The organism is Gordonia phthalatica, from assembly GCF_001305675.1.
GTDB lineage: Bacteria > Actinomycetota > Actinomycetes > Mycobacteriales > Mycobacteriaceae > Gordonia > Gordonia phthalatica.
Genome location: NZ_CP011853.1, coordinates 388,577 through 409,774 on the forward strand (window position 1 = coordinate 388,577; position 21,198 = coordinate 409,774).

The window sequence follows — 21,198 nt, forward strand, 5'->3', positions numbered from 1 at the left end:
CGGCCATGAAGCTCGAACGGTCGACTCCTGCGCTCGTCGGATTCGTGATTGCCGGGATTCTGGCGGTCTGGCTCCAAGACGTCCTCATCCCGTACACCGAGCCCTACTGGGGGCTCTTCGGGAACTTCCTCGACCTCGACGTCTACCGGGCCGGCGCCCAGGTGGTCCTCGACGGCGGCGACCTGTACGACGCCAAACTCCTCGGCCAGATGGACTTCACGTACGCGCCGATCTCAGTGATCCTCTTCGCGCCGTTCGCCTGGATGTCCGCAGGCTTCGCGCACCTGCTGTGGACCATCGGCATCTTCGTCGCGCTCTACCTGACGGTGATGCTCGGCTTCCGCAGCCTCGGCCACCAGGCGACCTGGCGGCTGCGCGTCATCGCAGGCTCGATCGTCGCGGTCAGCGCCCTCCTCGAACCCGTCCGCTCCACCATCTGGTTCGGGCAGATCAACGTGTTCTTGATGCTCCTCATCGTCGCCGACCTGGTGCGACCCGAAGGCAGCCGACTGCGCGGCGTCGGCGCAGGCATCGCGGCGGGCATCAAGCTGACCCCGCTGATCTTCGGCGCATACCTGCTGGTGACGAAGCAGTGGAAGGCCGCGGCTACGATGACCGCAGGCTTCGCCGGCACCGTGGCCCTCGGTTTCGCGCTGATGCCGACAGCGTCGTCGAAGTTCTGGTTCAACACGATGTTCGACTCCGACCGCGTGTCCTCCCCGCAGACCGTCGGCAACCAATCGATCCGCGGCACCCTCGCCAACCTCGGTCACACCGACCACCCCAGCACCGCGGCGTGGCTGGCTCTCTCGATCCCGCTGGTGCTGCTGGCCGGATGGGCCGCCGTGGTGGCGCACCGACACGGGCAGGAACTGCTGGCCATCGCAGTCGTCGGGATGACGTCGTGCGCGGTGTCCCCGGTCGCGTGGTCGCACCACTGGGTGTGGGTGGTCCCGCTGCTCGTGGTGGTGATCCACCAGGTGTCCGAGAAGCTGTCCGGCCCCGCGCAGTGGTCGCTGATCGTCCTGACCGTCGGCGGGTTCCTCGCCGCCGTCGCCTGGCGCACTCACTTCGCGTTCCCCATGTGGTTCGCCAACCGTTCGGTCGAAGACGCGTACTTCACCGGACTGTTCTTCAAGCATCCCCGCTGGTTCGACTGGTTCACCGTCCAACCGTTCACGCTGATCCTGGTGGTGACGGCAGGCGTCACGATCGCCGCGTACCAGCGGTCCGCCAGCGATCGGGTGAGCACCGGCACGACTGTCACAGGCCGCCGGTAGGCTTGCCGCGTGGCTCTCTATCGCACCTACCGTCCGGCAACCTTCGCCGAAGTCGTCGGCCAGGAGCACGTCACCGCGCCCCTGAGCCGAGCGCTCGATACCGGCCGCATCAACCACGCGTACCTGTTCTCCGGGCCGCGCGGGTGCGGCAAGACGTCGTCGGCCCGCATCCTCGCGCGGTCGTTGAACTGTGAGCAGGGACCCACCTCCACACCGTGCGGCGTGTGCTCGTCGTGCGTGTCGCTGGGCCCCGGCGGCCCCGGCAACCTGGACGTCGTGGAACTCGACGCCGCCAGCCACGGCGGTGTCGACGACACCCGCGACCTGCGCGACCGAGCCTTCTACGCCCCGGCGGAATCCCGCTACCGCGTCTTCATCATCGACGAGGCGCACATGGTCTCGTCGGCCGGCTTCAACGCCCTGCTGAAGATCGTCGAGGAGCCGCCCGAGCACCTCATCTTCATCTTCGCGACCACCGAGCCGGAGAAGGTGCTGACGACCATCAAGTCGCGCACCCACCACTACCCGTTCCGCCTGCTGGCGCCGCCCGTGATGCGCGGCCTGCTGGAGAACATCTGCGCCAAGGAAGGCGTGATCGTCGCCCCCGAGGTGTACCCGCTGGTCATCCGGGCCGGCGGCGGTTCCCCGCGCGACAGCCTCAGCATCCTCGACCAGCTCCTCGCCGGCGCAGGCGATGAGGGCGTCACCTACGAGCGGGCCCTGTCGCTGCTGGGCGTCACCGACACAGCACTCATCAACGACGCCGTCGACGCGCTCGCGGCCGGCGACGGCTCCGCACTGTTCGGCGTCGTCGAGAGCGTCGTCGACGCCGGACACGATCCTCGCCGCTTCGCGATCGACCTCCTCGACCGTTTCCGCGACCTCATCCTGATCCAGGCCGTCCCCGACGCCGCCGAACGCGGACTCGTCGAGGCACCGGAGGACCAGATCGCCGGCATGCACGACGCCGCCTCCAAGCTGGGGCCGGCCACACTGACCCGGTTCGCGGAAGTCGCGCACGCAGCGCTCGGCGAGATGCGCGGCACCACGTCGCCGCGACTCCTGCTCGAGGTGATGTGCGCCCGCCTGCTGTTGCCGTCGGCGACGGCCGACGACGCCGCGCTGCTGCAACGCATCGAGACCCTGGAACGACGTCCCGCGGGCAGTGGTGCCGCCACCGCAGCCGGCGGACCGGCACCGATCCCCTCGTCGGCGCCGAGTGCACCCGCGGCGGACGAGCCGGCTCCGCGCTTCGTCCGACCGTCCCAACGCAGGGCCGTCGAAGAAGCCCGCGCGGCCGCCCCCGCCGAACCACAGACTCCGGTACCCGCTCCTGCACCTCCGGTTCCCGAGCCGGCTCCGGTGCCGCAGCCCGAGCCGGTCGCCCCGCCGGAACCGGTCGAGCCTGCACCGGTCGCGCAGCCCGAGCCGACCGTCGAATCCGTGCCGCCGGAGCCCGTCGCAGCTCAGGAACCCGAACCCGAACCAGCACCGCGGCCGGTCGTCGAACGGCCGACCCCGCATCCGCCGATCGACTCCGACCCGCGCGCACCGGAACCTCCTCGCCGCGAACCAGAGCCCGAGCCGGTCCGCGAGCAGCGTCGCCCGGAACCAGAGCCGGAGCCGGAACGTCAGGAGCGGCAGCGACCCGCGGCCCGTGCGCCGCAGCGCCCGCCGATGCACGACGACGAGATCCCACCGGCCGAACCACCGATGGATCCCGACTACCTGCCGCCGCCCGACGACGGGTACGCGCCGCGCAAGGCCGCCGCCGCACCCGAACCCACCCGGGAACCGGAGCCGGAACAGCCCGCGGGCCTCACCGTGGACGCGGTCTCGGCGCGCTGGCCGGAGATCCGCGCGGCGGTCCGGAAGCAGAGCTCGGTCCTCGAGGCCATGCTGTCGGCGGCCTTCGTCCATCAGGTCGACGGCACCCAGGTGACCCTCGGGCATCCGCACCCGGCCCTCGTCGGGCGTCTCGCCGACGAGCGCGGGCTCCGCGCGCTGACCACCGCGGTCGTCGAGGTCTTCGGCCCGGGTCACACCGTCGGCGTGGTCAATGCGCAGCCGGGTTCGGCACCGGCGAAGGCATCCGCACCCGCGCCGGAGAAGCCCGAGCCGCGCAGGCAGACGTTCACCCGACCGAGCCGCCCCCGCGACCCGCACGCGCCGGAACCGTCGGCGGACTACCCGCCCGAGCCAGAGGAGCCTTCCGAACCGGTCCCGCCGGTTCCCGACGAAGAGCTCACCGACGATGAGCGCGACGAGATGGTCGCGCAGGCGCACTCCGGCGGTCCCGACGACCGTCTGGACCCCGACCAGGTGGCCCTGGAGCTGCTCAAGTCCGAACTAGGGGCCCGGCCCGTCGAATAGAACAGCTGAGACCAGGCCGTTCACGGCCCGCCGAGGGAAGATTTCCGCCGGCAGGCCGTGAGCGGCCTGATTTCAGCAGTACGCGTCGCTTACGGCTCCCACCACGGCCGCATCGGCAGGTTGGTCGTCGAATCGAGCTGCAACTTCGTCGCCAGCACGTGGTGCAGTTGGACGATGTCGCGCTCGAACCCGATCCGACAGCCGGCCATGTACAGACCCCACAGCCGGGCGGTGCCCTCACCCACCTCGGCGACGGCCTCGTCCCAGTTCTTCACGAGGTTCTTGTTCCAGTCGCGCAGGGTCAGTGCGTAGTGGTGACGGAAGTTCTCCTCGTGGAGCACCTCCAACCGTGACACGTCCTGCATCCGGGAGATGATGGTGCCCGACCCGGTCAGCTCCCCGTCGGGGAACACGTAGCGGTCGATGAACGGACCGGCCTTGCTGCGCGTCCGGTTGTCGGGCCGGGTGATGCAGTGGTTCAGGATCAGGCCGCCCGACCGGACCTTGTCGCGCATGAAACTGAAGTACTTGGGGTAGTTCGCGACACCGATGTGCTCGGTGAGACCGATCGACGAGATCGCATCGAAGTCCGATTCGGGCACGTCGCGGTAGTCGCTGTAGCGGACCTCGGCGAACTCCGAGAGCCCTTCGCGTTCGATGGCCTCCTGCGCCCACTGGGCCTGCTCGGACGAGAGGGTCACCCCGAGCGCGTGCACGCCGCGTCGTGCCGCGTACCGCACCATGCCGCCCCAGCCGCAGCCCATGTCCAGCAGTCGGTCGCCGGGCTGCAGATTCAGCTTGTCGAAGACGAGGCGGTACTTGTTCTCCTGAGCCTCCTCCAGGGTGGCGTCCGGAGTCGGGTAGACGGCGCACGTGTAGGTCATGGATTCGCCGAGGACCAGCTCGTAGAAGCGGTTGGAGACGTCGTAGTGGTAGTGGATCACCTCGGCGTCCCGCTCGCGGCTGTGCCGCAGACCTTCGGCGAACCGGCGCCACCGTGGCAGGCTCTCCTGCGGGGGAGGCGGGATCAGCTTGAAGTGCTCCCTCCCGATCGACCGGGCGATCTGCGCCAGCTCTACGGGGTTGGGCTTGCGGAACTTCAGGTCGCCGGCGAGCGCCTGCAGCGCACCGTATGGGTCTCCGGGGTGGGCGCCGATCAACTCCAGATCGCCGGAGACGTAGGCGCGGGCCAGGCCGAGATCGCCCGGCGCCGTCACCAGGTAGGTGGTTCCGCGCGGGGTCTTCAGATCGAGGCCGAACTCGGCGTTCTCGGGGCCGGCAGAGCTGCCGTCGTACGCGGTGATGCGAACCGCGAGGTCGCGTCCGACGAGCGTTTCGATGATCTGGGCAAGCTTCATGCGCGCTTCACTGCTTTCTCGTAGAGGCCGAGCAGGCGACGGTCGGGGTCGTAGCGACGGCGGAGTTCGTCGTAGTGTCCGCCACCGTACAACTCTTCGAATTCTTCTGGGCTGTAAAAGGATTCGGAGTACAGCGACTTGTGACCACCCAACTCGCTGACCTTCTTTTCGATGATCCGATTGGTGTGGCCGGGCCTACCGGGCGTGACGGGGACGCCGGACCAGAAGCCGACGTTGACGTAGAACTGCCCGCGTTGCAGCGGGTACAGGGTCCACGGCTGCGTCGCAGCCGCGGCTGCCGGATCGGGAGCACCGATCTCGACGGGCGACGGGTCCGCGAGCTTCAGCGGGCACAGCCAGATCGGCTCGATCGGGATCTCGGTCAGGAACCAGTCGACGAAGTCGGCGGTCCGGTCGATCGGCACCTCGATGTCCTGCACCACCCGCTCGGTGGGCGGCAGGCCTTTGCGCGCGTTCAGCTTGTCGCCGATGTCCCACCGCTGGTCGTAGCCGATGAGCTTCCAGTAGAAACTGCTGCGCAGGTACTTCGCGGGCCACAGTCGACGGATCCGCGGATTCTGCGCGCCGAACGCCCGCGAGCACCAGAACCAGTCGGTGTCCCACCGCCACAGGTAGTCGCGGATCGTGAGGCGGTCGCGCTTCGGCTCGGCGCCGTCGTGCTGGATGGACCGGTAGTAGATGTTCATGTCGGTGTAGTCGCTGACCGGGCCCGGCTCGTCGGTCTGTCGGCCGAGGACCAGGTAGCCCTCGTCTGCGGTGAAGACGACCCCGTCCAGATAGTCGACCCGTTCACCGAGGTACTCGCGGTCGACGGCGACCTGCGCCATCAGGTCCTGCAGTTCGCGGGTGCCGCGGACTCGGACGTGCCGCAGTTCCACGAACGGCGGCACCTTCTCCAGGGCGATCTTGAGCCGGACCGAATAGCCGAGCGTTCCGTACGAGTTGGGGAACCCGAAGAACAGGTCGCGGTACTCGTTGTCGGGACGCGCCACCACCAGGTCGCCGGAGCCGGTGAGGATCTCCATCTCGAGCACGGACTCGTGCGGCAGGCCGTTGCGGAACGACGTGCTCTCGATGCCCAGCCCGGTGACCGCCCCGCCCAGAGTGATCGTCTTCAACTGCGGAACCACCAGGGGGACGAGCCCGTACGGAAGGGTGGCGTCCACCAGATCCTCGTAGGTGCACATGCCTGCGACCTGTGCGGTCTGCTCCACGGGATCCACCGAGATGACGCGATGCAGTTCGGAGACGTCCAGGCCGGGTGCGGAGGAGGCTGCGCGCTTGCGGAACAGGTTCGACGTCTTCTTGGCGAGTCGGACATTGGCCCCGTCGGGGATGGCGCGGTAGCTGTCGAGCAGCTTGCGCCTGCCGCGACTGAAGGCGATGTCTCCGTATTCGGATGCGTTCAAAGCCACATTCCCACCGTAGCCCGACGACCAGTACCGTGGGGGACGTCTTCCCGCCTTTCCGGGCGCATACGAGTCGGCGCCGACCGGAGCCGACAAACCAAAGGAGCCACCACAAGTGGGACAGGTAACCGCCACCACGAACCTCGCCATCGACGCCGCACCGGAGGCGGTCAGCGCTGCGCTGGCCGACTACACCACGGTGCGTCCGCAGATCCTGCCCGCCAACTACCGCGATTACCGCGTCGAGGCCGGCGGCACCGGTGCGGGCACCGTTGTGCACTGGATCCTGCAGGCCACCGAGAAGCGGCAGCGCGACGTCCTCGCCGACGTCACCGTCAGCGGCGACACCATCACCGAGACCGACCGCAACTCCACCATGGTCACCACGTACCGCGTCACCGCGGCGGGCACCGGCTCGCAGGTCGTCGTCACCACCACATGGAAGGGTGCCGGCGGCATCGGCGGCTTCTTCGAGAAGACGTTCGCGCCCAAGGGCCTGAACCGCATGTACACCGAACTGCTCGGCAACCTGCAGAAGCGTCTGGCGCACTGAGCCGTCGGGGACGCCGCCGCGTCAAACCGCTGCCCGCCCGGGATGGTATCGATGCCACCCGGGTGGTTCTGCGTCTGCCCGAAGCGGGGACGTGGCGAGTGCTCGACTCGCTGTTGGCCGCACCACCGCTGTCGGACCTGGCCGAGGACGACCTGCGACGCCGCGCCGCGGCCGGTGAGCTCGTCGACCAGGACGGCGCCGCGGTCGATCTCGACGCTCCCGTGCGCCGGCCGACCTCGGTGTACCTCTATCGGGGCCTGCCGCCGGAGTACGACGTCCCGTTCGACATGCCGATCCTGCACCTGGACGACGACCTCGTCGTGGTCGACAAGCCGCACTTCCTCGCGACCATGCCGCGCGGCGCACACGTCGCGCAGACGGCGCTGGTCCGACTGCGCCGCGACCTGGGATCCGACGACGTCGCTCCCGCGCACCGCCTCGACCGGCTGACCGCGGGCGTCCTCCTGTTCACCCGCCGCCGCGAGGTGCGGGCGGCCTACCAGGAACTCTTCGCAGCGCGACGAGTTCACAAGGAGTACCGGGCGCTCGCACCGATCGACGAGGCTCTCGCCGGCGGCGTCCACGTGGAGAATCGGATCCTCAAGACCGCGGGCGACCTGCGCGCCCGGGTCGTCGACGGCGAGCCGAACGCGATCAGCGACATCGCCCTGCTCGGTCCGGTCCGCGACGGGCTGGGGGAGTACCGGCTGCGGCCCACCACCGGCCGCACCCACCAGCTGCGGATGCACATGGCAGGGCTCGGCGTCCCGATCGTCGGCGATCCGCTGTACCCGGAGGTCGACGCCGAGCTGGCGACGGCACCCGACCGCGGCGACTTCTCGTCGCCGCTGCGGCTGATCGCGGACGTGCTCGCTTTCGACGACCCGCTGACCGGCACCCGCCGGGAGTTCCGTTCGCGGATCGACTTCGCGTAGCAGTCCACGCTGCCGCGTACCCTCGCACTCATGGCGATCATCGGCTCCTACGAGCGGCACCCCGACCTCGGGTGCGAGGCCGTCGTCTTTCTCGACGAGGACTCCGACGCCTGCTTCCAGCTGCAGCGCGACCTGCCCGGCGGACCGCGTGCCGGCCAGTGCTGCATCACCACCGGTGCCAGTGCTCCCGTTTACGACGGTGTGACCGCCTGGCGCCTGGTGGGCGACGATCGCTTCGAGTTCGCCCTGACCGCCCGTGCGGCGCGCCTGTTCGGCGACGACCTCGTGTCCTTCCAGCTCGCGGTGGACCCCGACACCGATCCCGCCGACCACGTCGACGAACTCGCCGGACACGTCGGACGGCTGCTCGGTCTGGACCGACTACCCTCGTAGACGTGACTGACGCATTCAATCCCGGCGCAAACAATCCTGGCGCTTTCGATCCCAGCGCACTGTTCGGCGGCGGAGCCGGTGGCGAGAACCCGATGGCGGGGCTGCTCGCCCAGGTCCAGCAGATGCAGACCCAGGTGGAGTCGGCTCAGCAGGAGATGGCTCAGGCCGAGGTGACCGGTAGTGCGGGCAACGGTCTCGTGACGGTGACCGGCAACGGCACCGGAGACATCACCGCGGTCTCCATCTCGCGGGAGGTCGTCGACCCGGAGGACGTCGAGACGCTGCAGGATCTGATCATCGGGGCGCTCTCCGACCTCGCCTCGCGCCGCGACGCCCTCGTCGCCGAGAAGATGGGACCGCTCGCCGGCGGGCTGCCCGGACTGGGCTAGGCGCGACCTCATGTACGAAGGCCCGATTCAAGATCTCATCGACCAGCTCGCGAAACTTCCCGGGCTGGGACCCAAGGGTGCCCAGCGCATCGCCTTCCACCTGCTGGCGGGGGAGAACGTCGAGATCGATCGGTTGATGGCCGCCCTCGGCCACGTCCGCGACGACGTCACCTTCTGCTCCGAATGCGGCAACGTGGCCGCCGACAAGCTGTGCCGGATCTGCGGTGACGCTCGCCGCGACGTCACCAAGATCTGCGTGGTCGAGGAGCCGAAGGACATCTACGCGATCGAGCGGACCAAGGAGTTCGACGGCCGCTACCACGTCCTCGGCGGCGCGCTGGACCCGTTGTCGGGCATCGGTCCCGACCAGCTCCGCATCCGTGAACTCCTGCGTCGACTGGGGGAGATGCCCGACGGGCAGGAGGTCTCGGAGATCATCGTCGCGACCGACCCCAACACCGAGGGGGAGGCCACCGCGACGTACCTGCTGCGCATGCTCAAGGACTTCCCCGGCCTGTCGGTGACGCGTCTGGCGTCCGGCCTGCCGATGGGCGGCGACCTGGAGTTCGCCGACGAACTGACCCTCGGCCGCGCACTGTCGGGTCGCCGCGTCCTGGTGTGACCGTCGGTGACCTCCCCCGATCATGACCCGGTGCCGCAGGACTGGGCCTGGCTGGCCGACGACGTCGCCGTCCGCTGCGGTCTGACCGAGGGCATCGTCGCGATCGACGGTCCCTCCGGTGCGGGCAAGAGCACCTTCGCGGCCGAACTGGTCCGGGCCCTCGCCGACCGCGGTCGCAAGTCGGTGCTGATCAGCACCGACGACTATGCCACCTGGGACGACCCCGCCTCGTGGTGGCCGGAGCTGGAGCGCGACGTGATCGGTGCCTTCGAGCGTCGGCACGACTACTTCTATCGACCGCGGATCTGGGTGGACGGTCGGCCGGAGATCGGGCCTGAGAAGTGGGTGCGTCGGCAGCCGATCCTCATCATCGAGGGCGTCACGTCGGCCCGCCGGAGCTGCGCGCACCGCTTCACTCACCTCTTCTGGCTCGACGGCCCGCCGGCTCCGGATCGGCTGGCCCGCACCGTGGCCCGCGACGGCGAGGCCGATCGGGACCACCTGACCCGCTGGCAGCACTTCGAGGAGGGCTGGTTCGCAGTCGACGGCACCCGGGAGCGGTGCGAGGTGCTGCGGTAGGCCTCAGCGTGCGGCTGAGATCCGCTCCTTGCGGAGGCGATCGACCTGCGGAAGGTCGAGCGGCGCGAGCGCGGTTCCGGTGGCCTTCTCCAGGAGGTGATCGGCCAGCTCCGGATTGCGGGCGAGCAGCGGACCGTGCATGTACGTGCTGATCACGCTGCCCTGGACGGCGCCCTCGACCCCCGCGCCGTCACCGTTGCCGACGCCGTCGCGAACGCGGGCGAGCGGCTTGGCGGCCGGACCGAGGGTTGTCGCGCCGCGGTGGTTCTCGAAGCCCGACAGCGGCTGCGACAGGCCGTCGATCAGCGGTGTGGTGACCAGTTCGCCGATCGCTCGCGCCTCGCGCGGGGACGTGGTGAGGTCCAGCATGCTGATGCCTGCGACGCGTTCGCCTGCGGAGGTCTCGTACCAGTGGCCGAGCACCTGGATGGCCGCGCAGATCGCCAGGACCGGATGACCGGCCTCGGCGGCCCGCTGCAGACCCGGGTAGCGCTGCAGGTGCCGCGTGGCGATCCGCTGCGCGTTGTCCTCGGCGCCGCCGAGCGTGTAGACGTCCAGCGACTCCGGGACCTCGTCGTCGAGGGTGATCTCGACGATCTCCGCGTCGATGCCGCGCATCCGGGCGCGCTGGCGCAGGATGAGGGCGTTGCCGCCGTCGCCGTAGGTGCCCATCACGTCGGGCAGCACCAGGCCGATGCGCAGGGTCGATTCACTCATCGGGCGGTCCCCTCGGTGTCGGTGGTCGTGTCGACGTCGACCGCGGTGCAGCCGGCGCGTTCGAGTGCGACGTTCAGGTCGCGGAATGCGGTGTAGTTGGCCAGGACCTCGACGCGGCCCGGTGGCAGCGAGGCGATGGCGGCGAACGGGTCGTCGACCACGGTGTGCTCGGCGCCCGCGTACAGCAGGCGGACCGAGAGGTCGGCGGCGCGCTCTCCGGAGGCGACCACCTTGGACTGCTCGAAGGCTTCGAAGCGGACGTCCCACAGCCAGGACAGGTCCTCGCCGTCGGGCACCTGACCGTTGACGGCGATCACCAGGCTGTCGGCGGTCTCATCGATCATCGACAGCGCCTCCTGCCAGCCGGCGGGGTTCTTCGCGAGCAGGGTGCGGATGCGATGACCGCCGAGGTCGACGGTGCCGTAGCGGCCGGCCACGTTGCCGACGGTGCCGACGGCCTTCACCGCGAACGCGGGATCCACGCCCATCGCGACGGCGGTCGCGACGGCCTGGGTGGCGTTGCCGCGGTTGGCGCGGCCGGGGACCTTCAGCGTCATCGGCGCGACGAAACCGTCGGGACCGTAGATCTTCTCGTCGTCGAACCACCACTGCGGGATCGGTCGACGGAAATCCTCGCGGCCCGTCGAGTACCAGTCGTCGCCGGTCCGGACGACGGGCTCGCCCGAGCGGGGGCAACTCACCGAGTCGCCGACCCAGCTCGATCCCGCGGCCACCCACACCACGTTGGGGGCGTCGAACGCGGCCGACGTGACGAGGACGTCGTCGCAGTTGGCGATCACGACGGCGTCCGGGTGGCGGGCGATGCCGCCGCGCAGGCTCTGCTCGATGATGTTGATCTCGCCGACGCGGTCGAGCTGGTCGCGCGACAGGTTCAGCAGGGTGATGGCCTTCGGTGACGTGTTGTCGGCGACGTTCGCGACGTGCAGTTCGTCGACCTCGAGGGCGGCGACCTTCGCGTCCCGCTGCACACTCAGTGTGGCGATGATGCCGGCGTCCATGTTGGCGCCGTCGGGCTGCGTCGCCACCTCGCCGAGCTGGGCGAGTGCGGCCGCCGTCATCCGGGTGGTCGTGGACTTGCCGTTGGTTCCGGTGATCAGCGCTGTGGCGCGCCCGGCGGCCAGGCGGGACATGATGCGGGGGTCGATCTTCTCAGCGACGAGGCCGCCGATCATCGATCCCTTGCCGCGTCCAGCGGTGCGCGAGGCCCAGCGGGCCGAGGCGGCGGCGGCGAGCGCCGCGCGGGTGCGGACGGGTAGGCGAGTGGCTTCCGGCATTACACGAGTTTCCCACATCGGCGCGAGTGGTCGGTTCCACCCGTCGGTGGTTTCGACGTGGCAGCATGTGCCCATGGCGGCGGACGATGACAGGACGGACGAATCGCCTCTGCTGTTGGTGTGGCGTGTGGCGCACGTCGCTGCGACGGTCGTCGTGCCGTGGATGCTGACGATCAGATTCTTCGCGCCTGATCCGGCGCGCCTACGCGACGTGGTCGGCGTACGACCTGCGCCCGCCGTACAGGTGCGTCGTTCAGCTCTGCATGCCCGGCTTTGAACTCGTTTTCCTGGCGGCGCCGTTCGCCGCCGTGGTCACGACGGCCGTCATCGGATCCGCGGCGATCAATCGGGTCGTCCGCAATGGCGGAGACTTCTCTCCGGCGCAACCGCTGGACTGACCACCGCCTCCCGACACAGGTCGTCCGACCGGGTCACGCATGCCGCGGCAATGCGCGGTCGGTGACCGTCAGCGCCGCGATGCACACGCCGATCGCGACGGTCGCCCAGCCGACGACGTGGAAGCCTGCGTCGGTGGCGTGATCGCCGAAGGCGCCGCCGATCAGGCTCGCGGACGCGATCGCCCCGAGGTAGGCGAAAGTCCGGTACAGGCCGGAGGCGACGCCCATCTGCTCGGCAGGTGACTGCATGAAGAGCGCGGCCTGGTTCGCGAAACTGTTGAGGCCGCTGGCGAGGCCGATGAGCACCGACATGATCAACAGTGCCCACATCGGCGCGGTGTGGCGCAGGAGCAACATCGTCGTGCCGGCCGCACCGAAGGCGACGCCGGTCGCGAGGAGAGGGATGCGGACGGCGCCGCGTTTCGAGTTGATCGCGGCGGCGACGATGCTGACGGCGGACATCGGCAGCAGCAGGACGCCGACCTGGGTCGGGCTGAATCCCGCGGCCTCCTCCATCCACTGGCTGACGCCGTACATCGTCGTGTACATGCCGAGTGCGGCCAGCGCCTGCCTCAGATAGGTGCGGACCAGCGGGTTGTTGGCGACGAGCATCCGGATGTCGATCAGCGGCTCGGCGACACGCAGTTCCCATCGGACGAGGACGACCAGGAAGACGAGGGCTGCGCCGCCGAGCCACAGCGTGCCGACGTCGGGCGACTGCAGGAACTCCAAGGCGGCGACCACGGTGAGGGCGAACAGGACGATCCCGACCGGGTCGATGGAGACCAGGGCGCTGCGCAGGTCCTTCGGCCAGGCGGCCTGGTCCTTCGGAACGCCGATCAGCAGCAGGATCAACGAGATCACGGTGGCCGGGACGTTGATGAAGAACACGGCGCGCCAGCCGAAGACGCCGGTCAGGACGCCGCCGAGCGGGAGCCCGATCATGGCGATGACCTGCGCGGTGATGGAGAAGACCCCGAGGATCCCGCTGGGCACACCGCTCTCGGCCTCGTCGGCGCGGCGTCGGATCAGCGACATCGCCATCGGGTACGCGGCGGACGTTCCGATGCCGAGCAGGGCACGCGACGCGACGAGGGCGCCGAACGACCATCCGGCGGTCCCGATGACGCCCGCGATCAGGATCAGGCCGATCCCGCCGATCATCACGCGCCGTTCCCCGAACAGCGGCCCGAGCCTGCCCATCGTCGGCTGCGCGACGGCGCTGCACAGATAGAGGATCGAGATCAGGATCGCGGTGTCGGCCGGGCCGCGATGGAAGTCGACGCCGATCCCGACCATCGCAGTCGCGATCAGCGAGCTGTTGATCGGGTTGAGGACGGATGCCAGGACCAACGGCGCGACGAACCGGACGCCGAAGGGGCGGGTGTGACGGTGAGGGGTGGTCATCGGAGGGGAGGTGGTTTGTCAGGGCTGGTCGGCGACGCGTTGCAGCAGACCCAGCGCGTCACGGAGTCGCTCGACCTCGTCGTCGGTGAGTGCGCTGCCGATCGCATGCGACAGCCAGTCGGCGCGCTGCAGTCGGCCGGTGTCGAGGGCGGTGCGCGCCGTGCCGGTCAGGTCGAGGAGGACGCGTCGGCGGTCGGAGGGATCCGGCGAGCCGACGACGAGGCCGGCGTCGGTGAGCGCGGTGACGATCGCGGCCATGGACTGTTGGCGCATGCCGTGCGCGCGGGCGAGGTCGGCGGTGGAGGTGGGGCCGATGCGGTCGAGGGTGCTGACGACGGCCGACTGCGACCTGGTCAGATCCATCACCGTCGAATGTGCACGGAGTTTGCGGTTGAGTTCGGCGACCAGCAGCCTGAGCTGGTTTCCGACGTCGACGGACGGATGCTCCATGATTCCAGTCTAGAAAAGAACACAGGAAACTGCACAGTCAACTGTGTAATTGAGGCGCGCGGGAGTGACTGTCCCAATGGCCGGTGATAGGTTCGGCGCTGTGAGTCGTGCAACCGCAGTGAAGCTGCCCCTCCCGTACAAGATCCAGCGATCGCTCCTGAAGGGCGCGGGCCGGATCCCGGCACCGCTGCGGGCCGCGATGGCACGGTTGACCACGGTGAACGCGGATGGCGACCGCCTCGACCCGTCGCTGGCGCTGGTCGCCACCGCGTCGGCCTACATCCCGTCCCTCGCGTTGGTCGGCAAGACCGTCGAATCCTCCCGCAAGGGCATCGAGCTCAACAGCGCGATGATGGCGCAGACCTTCCCGCCCTTCGCGATCGAAGAGGATCTGGTCATCGACACCGAGGCCGGCCCCGTGCCCGCCACCCGCTACAGCGTCGACGGCTCCGGCCGCGGGCTCATCGTCTTCTACCACGGCGGCGGCTTCGTCCTCGGCAGTCGTGCCAGCCACGACTCGGCCGCCCGAGCACTCGCCGTCGCCTCCGGCGCCGATGTGCTGTCCGTCGAGTACCGGATGGCGCCCGAGCATCAGTTCCCCGCTGCGGTCGACGACTCGGTCGCCGCCTACCGGTTCGCCGTCGAGAACGCGCCGACGTGGGGACTGGACCCGCGGAAGACCGTCGTCGCGGGCGATTCGGCCGGCGGCAACCTGAGCGCCGTCGTCGCTCAGCAGGTTCGCGGCGAAGACGTCACGCCGTGCCTGCAGCTGCTGATCTACCCGGTGGTCGACATGTCGCGCAAACGCGAGTCGATGCACGAGTTCTCCACCGGCTACTTCCTCACCGAGGAGCAGATCGACTACTTCTGCGACACCTACCTGCCGTCGCGCGACATCCTGCCGGACCCGCGCGTCTCACCGTTGCTGGCCGACGACCTGACCGGGCTCGCACCCGCGCACGTCGTGGTCGCGGGCTTCGACCCGCTGCGCGACGAGGGCCTCGAATACGCCGACGCGCTCGACAAGGCGGGGGTGCCGGTGACCGTGGAGCGGGCCAGCGGCATGATTCACGGCTTCATCAACATGGCGCTGCTGAGCCCGACCGCGCAGGCCGCCGTCACCCGGATGGGCGAGGCGGTCGCGAAGGCGATCGACGCGGTCGGCTAGCAGGTCCTACTCGCTCGGCGGGGTGGTGGTGCCGGGCGGCACGTTGATGTTGAACTTCACGTTGTCGCCGTCCACCTCGGTGGCGGTGACCGTGGCCTCGCGCCACATGCCCGAGGTCTTGAGCTTGCACTTCTGCGTCGCGTCGACCTTCGCTTCGAGGCCGCCCTCGCAGACCACCTCGTCGATCTGACCGAGCTTCGGGGTCATCTTCGCGGACACCTCCTTCTGGAGGTTCTCCTGGCTGATCTCCGACGTCATCGAGCAGCCGGCGAGGAGCGCGATGGACGCCGCGCCGCCGGCTATGGCGACGGCGATGGAACGGGTGGTCTTCAGCATGGTGGCGGCCTTTCGTGAACGGGAGGTCGTGCGGCGCACGTGGGATGCGCTTCACGCTGTGCCCGGAGCCTAACCGGCGCGGCGTACGAATTCCCCGCTCCGGAGAACTGCGGTCATTCAGTCGACGGAGGCGGCGGGGTCGACCACGACCTTCTCCGGCATTGTCTGCGCCACCAGTCCGCCCACGATCAGCAGACCGATCATGGCGAGCATCGACACCTGATAGCCGTCGGCCAGGCCGTTCGACGTCGAGACCGTCGAATACACGGTGCCGAGGACGGCGGCGCCGACCGCCACCGACAGCGCCTGCATCGTGTTGAAGACGCCCGAGGCGGTGCCCGCGAGGGCGACGGGAACGTCGTTCAAGACCAGCAGGCCCGCGGCGCCGACGATGAGGCCGAAGCCCGCTCCGGCGACCACCAGGGCGACGGTGAACCACAGCGCCGGATGGTCGGAGACGTTCGCAGTGATCATCGTGGTCAGGCCGACGACGAACACCCATGCGCCGCCCTGCAGGACGCGTTTGCCGAACCGCGCTGCGAGGACGGTGGCCGACAGGCCCGCGAAGACGGGGACCGCGAGGGAGAACGGGATCCACATCAGCCCGGTGTGCAGCACGGACCACCCGTGTGCGGCCTGCACGTGCAGCGACTGGATCAGGAAGAATCCGCCGGTCGGGATGCTCAGCGCGGTGAACGCCGCGAGCCCGGTCGTGAACGAGCGCGTGCCGAACACGGCGGGCGGCACCAGCGGTTCCACGCCTGCTCGGGCCGCCAGTACCTGGCGGCGGGCGAAGCCGATCAAACCCAGTGCGCCGGCGACCATCGAGGCGAAACCCCAGATGGGCCAGTCGTGCTCGGGACCCAGCGTCACCGGAGTCATCACCGCGGCCAGCGAACCGCCGAGGAGTGCCACCGCGCCGAGGGAGATCGGCGCCGGGCGCGAGGAGAAGGTCTCCGGGATGAAGATCCGGGCCGCGACCACCGCGAGCACGGCCACCGGAACGTTGATGAGGAACACCGGCCGCCACGACAGACCGAACCAGTCGCCGTCGGTGATGACCGCGCCCAGGACCGGACCCGCGACGGCCGCGATACCGATGATCGAGGTGAACAGCCCCATCGCCCGACCTCGTTCGGCCGGCGGGTAGAGCACCTGGATGTTGGTCAGGACCTGCGGGATCATCAGTGCGGCGGCACCGCCCTGCAGGATGCGGAACGCGACGAGGGCGGTCGGTGTCAGCGCCAGACCGCACGCGAGCGACATCGCGCCGAAGGCGACGAGTCCGATCACGAACAGCCGCCGACGGCCGTAGCGGTCGCCGAGCCGGGCTCCGAGGATCAGGCCGATCGCGTAGGCGAGTGGATAGCCTGCGACCACCCATGACATCGCGGTCGCCGAGGCGCCGAGATGTTCGCTCATCGTGCGCAGGGCGACGTTCACGACGGTCGCGTCCGTCAGTTCCATGAACGAGGCGGTCAACAGGCAGACGAGCGCGATGGTGCGCGCTCGCGGGCTGATCAGAGGGCGGTCTGCGGGGTCGACGGTGTCGGTCGCGGGGACCGGTGGTGCGGTTTCGTCGGTGACGGTCACGATGTGCTCCTGCAGTCGTCGGTTCGAGGACACCGACGACGTTAGGGGCCATTGTGGACAGAACTCGTCCGGAATAGACAGGTGTCAATCAGGTCAATTTCTGTCCGGTTGATGCGGCATCATGCAGGTATGGCCGACACGACGACCCGCACGCTCAAGCTGCTCGCGCTGCTGCAGGCGCATCGGCTGTGGTCGGCGCTCGAGCTCGCCGACCGGCTGGAGACCACCGAACGGACGGTGCGCCGCGACGTGGAGCGGCTCCGCGAACTGGGTTATCCGGTGGAATCGGTGCGGGGCTCCGGCGGTGGCTATCAGTTGGCGCCGGGCGGCTCGCTCCCGCCGCTCGTCGTCGACGAGGAGGAGGCCGTCGCCATCGTCAGCGCGCTCCGGACCGCCGCCCACGGTTCGGCGGCCGGTCTCGCTGAGGCGTCGGTCCGCGCGCTCGCCAAGGTGACGCAGGTGCTGCCGCCGAAACTGCGCAAGCGAGCCGACGCCCTGCGCTCGATGAGCGTGGTGCTGCCGGGGGATGACCAGGCGCCGCCGATCGACGCCGAGACATTGACGACCGTCGCGCTGGCCTGCCGCGACGCCACGGAGCTGACCTTCTCCTATGCGCCGGCAGCGCGGTCGGGGAGCAATCCCGGAGTGCGACGCACCGAACCGCTGCGCCTGGTCCCGGTGGGACGACGCTGGTATCTGCTGGCCTACGACCTCGACCGACAGGACTGGCGCACCTTCCGCCTGGACCGGCTGAGCGGCGCCCGTCCGCAGAAGCGGCGGTTCGCCGCGCGCACACCGCCCGGCGGCGATCCCGCCTCCTACGTCCGGGCGAGCCTGCGCAGCGGTCGCGACCAGCACACGGTGCAGGTGGTGGTGGATGCGGACGCAGACGCGGTGCGGCAGAAGATCGGCCGGTGGTCCGAGGTGGAGCCGGTCGACGACGACGGTCGCCCGGGTGCACTCGTCACGATGCAGGCCGACGACCCCGGCTGGATCGCTCTCGCTCTCGGCGGACTCGACGCCGACTACCGGTTCGTCGAGATCCCGGACGCGCTGCTCCGCGAGTTCCGCAGCCGGAACGCGCGCGAGGCGCGGGCCCTGTACTCGAACCCGTGAACGACTTCTGCCGTTGTTCAGGCCCCGCAGCGGGGCCCGAACAACGGCAGAGACGATTCGGCGGTCGGAAAGTCCAGCGGTCTACCCGCGGAGAACTACGGGGCCCAGGTGCGGGCGCCTTCGGCGGCCTCCTCGACGACGACCGGCTTCCGGTAGGCGCGGTTCACGGCGGAGACCACGGCGCGCAGGCCCGCGGTGGTGATCGACGGCGCGATGCCGACACCCCACACGGTCTCACCGTTGACCTCGGCCTCCACGTAGCTGGCGGCTTCGGCGTCGTCGCCCGCGGTCATCGCGTGCTCGTAGTAGTCCAGGACGTGGACGTCGTAGTCGATGGTCGCCAGGGCGTCGACGAAGGCGGCCACCGGGCCGTTGCCGGTGCCGGAGATCTCCTTCTCCGCGCCGTCGACCAGCACGACCGCGGTGACCGTGTCCTCGCCGTCGTCGGTCTCGGCGGCGTCGACGCGCTGACGCATGCGCTCCAGCGGAGTGATCGGCTCCAGGTACTCGCGGGCGAAGACGTCCCACATCTCCTTCGGGCTCACCTCGCCGCCCTCACCGTCGGTGATCTTCTGGATCTCGCGGCTGAACTCGATCTGCAGGCGGCGCGGCAGCTCCAGGCCGTGATCGGCCTTCATCACGTAGGTGACTCCGCCCTTGCCGGACTGACTGTTGACGCGGATCACGGCCTCGTACGTGCGGCCGACGTCCTTCGGGTCGATCGGCAGGTACGGAACCTGCCACAGGATGTCCTCGACGTCCTGATCGGCCTCGTCGGCGTCGATCTTCATCTGGTCCAGGCCCTTGTTGATGGCGTCCTGGTGGCTGCCGGAGAAGGCGGTGTAGACCAGGTCGCCACCGTACGGGTGGCGCTCGGGGACGTTCAGCTGGTTGCAGTACTCGACGGTGCGGCGGATCTCGTCGATGTCGGCGAAGTTGATCTGCGGGTCGATGCCGCGGCTGAACAGGTTCATGCCGAGGGTCACCAGGCAGACGTTGCCGGTGCGCTCGCCGTTGCCGAACAGGCAGCCCTCGATGCGGTCCGCGCCGGCCATGTAACCCAGCTCGGCGGCTGCGACGCCCTCGCCGCGGTCGTTGTGCGGGTGCAGGCTCAGGATGATCGAGTCGCGGCGCGCCAGGTTGCGGTGCATCCACTCGATGGAGTCGGCGTACACGTTCGGCGTCGCCATCTCGACGGTGGCGGGCAGGTTGATGATCAGCGGCTTCTCAGGGGTCGGTGCGATCACCGCGGACACGGCGTCGCACACCTCCTTCGCGTAGCTCAGCTCGGTGCCGGTGTAGCTCTCGGGCGAGTACTCGTAACGCCAGTCGGTGTCGGGGTAGTTCTTCTCCTCCGCCAGGCACAGCTCGGCGGCGTCGGTCGCGATCTTGGTGATCGCGGCCTTGTCAGCGCGGAAAACCACGCGACGCTGCAGCACCGACGTGGAGTTGTAGAAGTGGACGATCACGCTGTTCGCACCGGCGCACGCCTCGTAGGTGCGCTTGATCAGCTCGGGGCGAGCCTGCGTCAGCACCTGGATCGTGACGTCCTCGGGGATGGCGCCGTCCTCGATGATCTCGCGGACGAAGTCGAAATCGGTCTGGCTGGCCGACGGGAAGCCGACCTCGATCTCCTTGTAGCCCATGCGAACCAGCAGGTCGAACATGCGACGCTTGCGGGCCGGGCTCATCGGGTCGATCAGCGCCTGGTTGCCGTCACGCAGATCGACGGCGCACCACATCGGGGCGCGATCGGTCACCTTGTCGGGCCAGGTGCGGTCCGGCAGCGAGATCTTCTCGACCTCGGCCTCGAAGCTGCGGTAGCGGTGGACGGGCATCGCGGAGGTGCGCTGCGGATTCCAGCTGGGCTGGCCGTCGGGAATGGGGCCCTTGGGCTCGACGATGCGGCTGGGGGCGGAACTGAAAGCGTCTGCTGGTGCCATGAGTGGTCAATCTCCTGATCGAAAAAGAAGGGGTTGACCGGCGCGTCGAGAGGCCCCGCGACGGAGAGCCGGTCGAATCAGACCCCGCCGCGGCAACCGAGAAGGAGCGCGCGCTGCATGCATTCAACGATAGCACTGCCGATCCGGGGCGTCCGGTGGAGTGCGTCGCGAAGCGGGCATCCACACGAAGAACGCGCTATCACGTCATACAGCGCACTGCCAGGATTCACAGCAACCTGTACGGAAATCGGCAGCGCCACCCAGGCTTTCGCTTCGTACGGTCATCGTCGTCTCGGCGGAACTCGTCGTCGAGCCCCGGACTGATGCCCGGTTTTCAGGTCGAAAGGACCCCAGATGAAACGACCTCTCAGAAGTGCGGCGACAGGCGGCATGGTCGTGATCGGTGCGGCGGCGATGTTCCTGGCCGGACCGGTCGCCGGCGTCGCCTCCGCAGCGCCGGCCGCGACCCACGCGGCGCCCGCGCCGGCCAAGCATGCGGCGCCCGCGCCGACGACCAAGGTGCCGGGAACGAACTGCACCCTGGCCCAGGTGGAGAAGGCCATCGCCAAGGAGGATCCGGCGCTCTGGAAGAAGATCGAGTCGAACCCCAAGGCCAAGAAGCACTTCGAGGAGCGGATCGTGAAGGCCCGCGACCACGCGAAGAAGCCGAACCACAAGAAGGGCGACCACACGAAGACCCACGAGAAGGCCCAGCACCGGAAGTCGCACGCGAAGGACCACAAGAAGCTGACCCCGGCTCAGCGCGCCGAACGACGCGCCGAGATGCTCGCGCTGCGAGTGAAGGTCGCCGCCACCTGCGCGCGGTACTGACCGATTCTCGACGCGACTCCCCGCCCCGCGGC

21 protein-coding genes are annotated in these 21,198 nt (G+C 69.2%); 12 read left to right on the forward strand and 9 right to left on the reverse strand.

What is annotated here, in order from left to right; translation table 11 throughout:
- The first annotated feature begins 5 nt into the window (after window positions 1–5).
- A complete protein-coding gene (locus ACH46_RS01760; protein ID WP_062391417.1) occupies window positions 6–1,280 on the forward strand; it encodes a glycosyltransferase 87 family protein in 1,275 nt (424 codons plus the stop codon).
- 9 nt (window positions 1,281–1,289) lie between these two features.
- Entirely contained in the window at window positions 1,290–3,653 is a 2,364-nt protein-coding gene (locus ACH46_RS01765) for a DNA polymerase III subunit gamma and tau (RefSeq protein WP_062391418.1), read from the forward strand.
- Between the two features lie 89 nt (window positions 3,654–3,742).
- Here ACH46_RS01765 and ACH46_RS01770 read toward each other — a convergent pair whose 3' ends face one another.
- A complete protein-coding gene (locus tag ACH46_RS01770) occupies window positions 3,743–5,011 on the reverse strand; it encodes a class I SAM-dependent methyltransferase (RefSeq protein WP_062391419.1) in 1,269 nt (422 codons plus the stop codon).
- Window positions 5,008–6,441, reverse strand: a complete 1,434-nt coding sequence (locus ACH46_RS01775) for an FAD-binding oxidoreductase (protein ID WP_120298680.1) — start codon at window positions 6,439–6,441, stop codon at window positions 5,008–5,010. Before ACH46_RS01775 ends, ACH46_RS01770 begins: the two co-directional genes overlap by 4 nt.
- A 115-nt stretch (window positions 6,442–6,556) precedes the next feature.
- Between ACH46_RS01775 and ACH46_RS01780 the strand changes: the two genes are divergently transcribed.
- The 6 genes from ACH46_RS01780 to ACH46_RS01805 all read left to right on the forward strand — a co-directional run bounded on the left by ACH46_RS01780 (window position 6,557) and on the right by ACH46_RS01805 (window position 9,912).
- Window positions 6,557–6,994, forward strand: coding sequence for an SRPBCC family protein (locus tag ACH46_RS01780; RefSeq protein WP_062391421.1), 438 nt, complete (start codon window positions 6,557–6,559; stop codon window positions 6,992–6,994).
- A gap of 62 nt (window positions 6,995–7,056) precedes the next feature.
- Complete coding sequence (locus ACH46_RS01785) at window positions 7,057–7,929, forward strand: pseudouridine synthase (RefSeq protein WP_062391422.1); 873 nt, start codon at window positions 7,057–7,059, stop codon at window positions 7,927–7,929.
- A gap of 30 nt (window positions 7,930–7,959) precedes the next feature.
- Window positions 7,960–8,322, forward strand: coding sequence for a hypothetical protein (locus ACH46_RS01790; RefSeq protein WP_062391423.1), 363 nt, complete (start codon window positions 7,960–7,962; stop codon window positions 8,320–8,322).
- Window positions 8,323–8,414: 92 nt separating this feature from the next.
- Window positions 8,415–8,711 (forward strand): YbaB/EbfC family nucleoid-associated protein, encoded by a 297-nt coding sequence (locus tag ACH46_RS01795; RefSeq protein WP_062394839.1) that lies wholly within the window; start codon window positions 8,415–8,417, stop codon window positions 8,709–8,711.
- Window positions 8,712–8,721: 10 nt separating this feature from the next.
- On the forward strand, window positions 8,722–9,333 hold the full coding sequence (recR, locus tag ACH46_RS01800; protein WP_062391424.1) for a recombination mediator RecR: 612 nt from the start codon (window positions 8,722–8,724) through the stop codon (window positions 9,331–9,333).
- 6 nt (window positions 9,334–9,339) lie between these two features.
- Window positions 9,340–9,912, forward strand: coding sequence for a uridine kinase family protein (locus ACH46_RS01805; protein ID WP_417935269.1), 573 nt, complete (start codon window positions 9,340–9,342; stop codon window positions 9,910–9,912).
- Between the two features lie 3 nt (window positions 9,913–9,915).
- Here the strand turns inward: ACH46_RS01805 and ACH46_RS01810 are convergent, their stop codons facing one another.
- Together ACH46_RS01810 and ACH46_RS01815 are read right to left on the reverse strand one after the other, a co-directional pair.
- On the reverse strand, window positions 9,916–10,629 hold the full coding sequence (locus ACH46_RS01810) for a type 1 glutamine amidotransferase (protein WP_062391426.1): 714 nt from the start codon (window positions 10,627–10,629) through the stop codon (window positions 9,916–9,918).
- Window positions 10,626–11,924, reverse strand: coding sequence for a Mur ligase family protein (locus tag ACH46_RS01815; RefSeq protein WP_062391427.1), 1,299 nt, complete (start codon window positions 11,922–11,924; stop codon window positions 10,626–10,628). Before ACH46_RS01815 ends, ACH46_RS01810 begins: the two co-directional genes overlap by 4 nt.
- Window positions 11,925–11,997: 73 nt before the next feature.
- On the opposite strand from ACH46_RS01815, the gene ACH46_RS21410 reads away from it, so the two are divergent.
- Window positions 11,998–12,201, forward strand: a complete 204-nt coding sequence (locus ACH46_RS21410; RefSeq protein ID WP_162234636.1) for a hypothetical protein — start codon at window positions 11,998–12,000, stop codon at window positions 12,199–12,201.
- A gap of 154 nt (window positions 12,202–12,355) precedes the next feature.
- On the opposite strand, the gene ACH46_RS01820 is transcribed toward ACH46_RS21410, so the two are convergent.
- Window positions 12,356–13,729, reverse strand: coding sequence for an MFS transporter (locus tag ACH46_RS01820; RefSeq protein ID WP_062391428.1), 1,374 nt, complete (start codon window positions 13,727–13,729; stop codon window positions 12,356–12,358).
- An 18-nt stretch (window positions 13,730–13,747) separates the two neighbouring features.
- On the reverse strand, window positions 13,748–14,179 hold the full coding sequence (locus tag ACH46_RS01825; protein WP_226995728.1) for a MarR family winged helix-turn-helix transcriptional regulator: 432 nt from the start codon (window positions 14,177–14,179) through the stop codon (window positions 13,748–13,750).
- Window positions 14,180–14,279: 100 nt separating this feature from the next.
- On the opposite strand from ACH46_RS01825, the gene ACH46_RS01830 reads away from it, so the two are divergent.
- The gene (locus tag ACH46_RS01830) at window positions 14,280–15,347 is read left to right on the forward strand and encodes an alpha/beta hydrolase (protein ID WP_062394841.1); all 1,068 of its coding nucleotides are present in this window, start codon (window positions 14,280–14,282) and stop codon (window positions 15,345–15,347) included.
- A gap of 6 nt (window positions 15,348–15,353) precedes the next feature.
- Here ACH46_RS01830 and ACH46_RS01835 read toward each other — a convergent pair whose 3' ends face one another.
- Window positions 15,354–15,683 (reverse strand): DUF4333 domain-containing protein, encoded by a 330-nt coding sequence (locus ACH46_RS01835; protein ID WP_062391430.1) that lies wholly within the window; start codon window positions 15,681–15,683, stop codon window positions 15,354–15,356.
- 117 nt (window positions 15,684–15,800) lie between these two features.
- Entirely contained in the window at window positions 15,801–17,276 is a 1,476-nt protein-coding gene (locus ACH46_RS01840) for an MFS transporter (protein ID WP_062394843.1), read from the reverse strand.
- 129 nt (window positions 17,277–17,405) lie between these two features.
- Here ACH46_RS01840 and ACH46_RS01845 point away from each other — a divergent pair, with 129 nt between their 5' ends.
- Window positions 17,406–18,392 carry a helix-turn-helix transcriptional regulator gene (locus ACH46_RS01845; RefSeq protein WP_062391431.1) on the forward strand — a complete coding sequence of 329 codons (987 nt, stop codon included), beginning with the start codon at window positions 17,406–17,408 and terminating at the stop codon, window positions 18,390–18,392.
- Window positions 18,393–18,487: 95 nt separating this feature from the next.
- Here the strand turns inward: ACH46_RS01845 and leuA are convergent, their stop codons facing one another.
- On the reverse strand, window positions 18,488–20,335 hold the full coding sequence (gene leuA / locus ACH46_RS01850) for a 2-isopropylmalate synthase (protein ID WP_062391432.1): 1,848 nt from the start codon (window positions 20,333–20,335) through the stop codon (window positions 18,488–18,490).
- Between the two features lie 354 nt (window positions 20,336–20,689).
- Between leuA and ACH46_RS01855 the strand changes: the two genes are divergently transcribed.
- Window positions 20,690–21,166 carry a hypothetical protein gene (locus ACH46_RS01855; protein WP_157850984.1) on the forward strand — a complete coding sequence of 159 codons (477 nt, stop codon included), beginning with the start codon at window positions 20,690–20,692 and terminating at the stop codon, window positions 21,164–21,166.
- Window positions 21,167–21,198: the final 32 nt, after the last annotated feature.

Coding starts and splice junctions, on each gene's coding strand:
- recR (WP_062391424.1), top strand. CDS start 8,722: ATGTACGAAGGCCCGATTCAAGATCTCATCGACCAGCTCGCGAAACTT.
- ACH46_RS01810 (WP_062391426.1), bottom strand. CDS start 10,629: ATGAGTGAATCGACCCTGCGCATCGGCCTGGTGCTGCCCGACGTGATG.
- ACH46_RS01855 (WP_157850984.1), top strand. CDS start 20,690: ATGAAACGACCTCTCAGAAGTGCGGCGACAGGCGGCATGGTCGTGATC.
- ACH46_RS01790 (WP_062391423.1), top strand. CDS start 7,960: ATGGCGATCATCGGCTCCTACGAGCGGCACCCCGACCTCGGGTGCGAG.
- ACH46_RS21410 (WP_162234636.1), top strand. CDS start 11,998: ATGGCGGCGGACGATGACAGGACGGACGAATCGCCTCTGCTGTTGGTG.
- leuA (WP_062391432.1), bottom strand. CDS start 20,335: ATGGCACCAGCAGACGCTTTCAGTTCCGCCCCCAGCCGCATCGTCGAG.
- ACH46_RS01845 (WP_062391431.1), top strand. CDS start 17,406: ATGGCCGACACGACGACCCGCACGCTCAAGCTGCTCGCGCTGCTGCAG.
- ACH46_RS01815 (WP_062391427.1), bottom strand. CDS start 11,924: ATGCCGGAAGCCACTCGCCTACCCGTCCGCACCCGCGCGGCGCTCGCC.
- ACH46_RS01825 (WP_226995728.1), bottom strand. CDS start 14,179: ATGGAGCATCCGTCCGTCGACGTCGGAAACCAGCTCAGGCTGCTGGTC.
- ACH46_RS01760 (WP_062391417.1), top strand. CDS start 6: ATGAAGCTCGAACGGTCGACTCCTGCGCTCGTCGGATTCGTGATTGCC.
- ACH46_RS01770 (WP_062391419.1), bottom strand. CDS start 5,011: ATGAAGCTTGCCCAGATCATCGAAACGCTCGTCGGACGCGACCTCGCG.
- ACH46_RS01835 (WP_062391430.1), bottom strand. CDS start 15,683: ATGCTGAAGACCACCCGTTCCATCGCCGTCGCCATAGCCGGCGGCGCG.
- ACH46_RS01795 (WP_062394839.1), top strand. CDS start 8,415: ATGGCGGGGCTGCTCGCCCAGGTCCAGCAGATGCAGACCCAGGTGGAG.
- ACH46_RS01820 (WP_062391428.1), bottom strand. CDS start 13,729: ATGACCACCCCTCACCGTCACACCCGCCCCTTCGGCGTCCGGTTCGTC.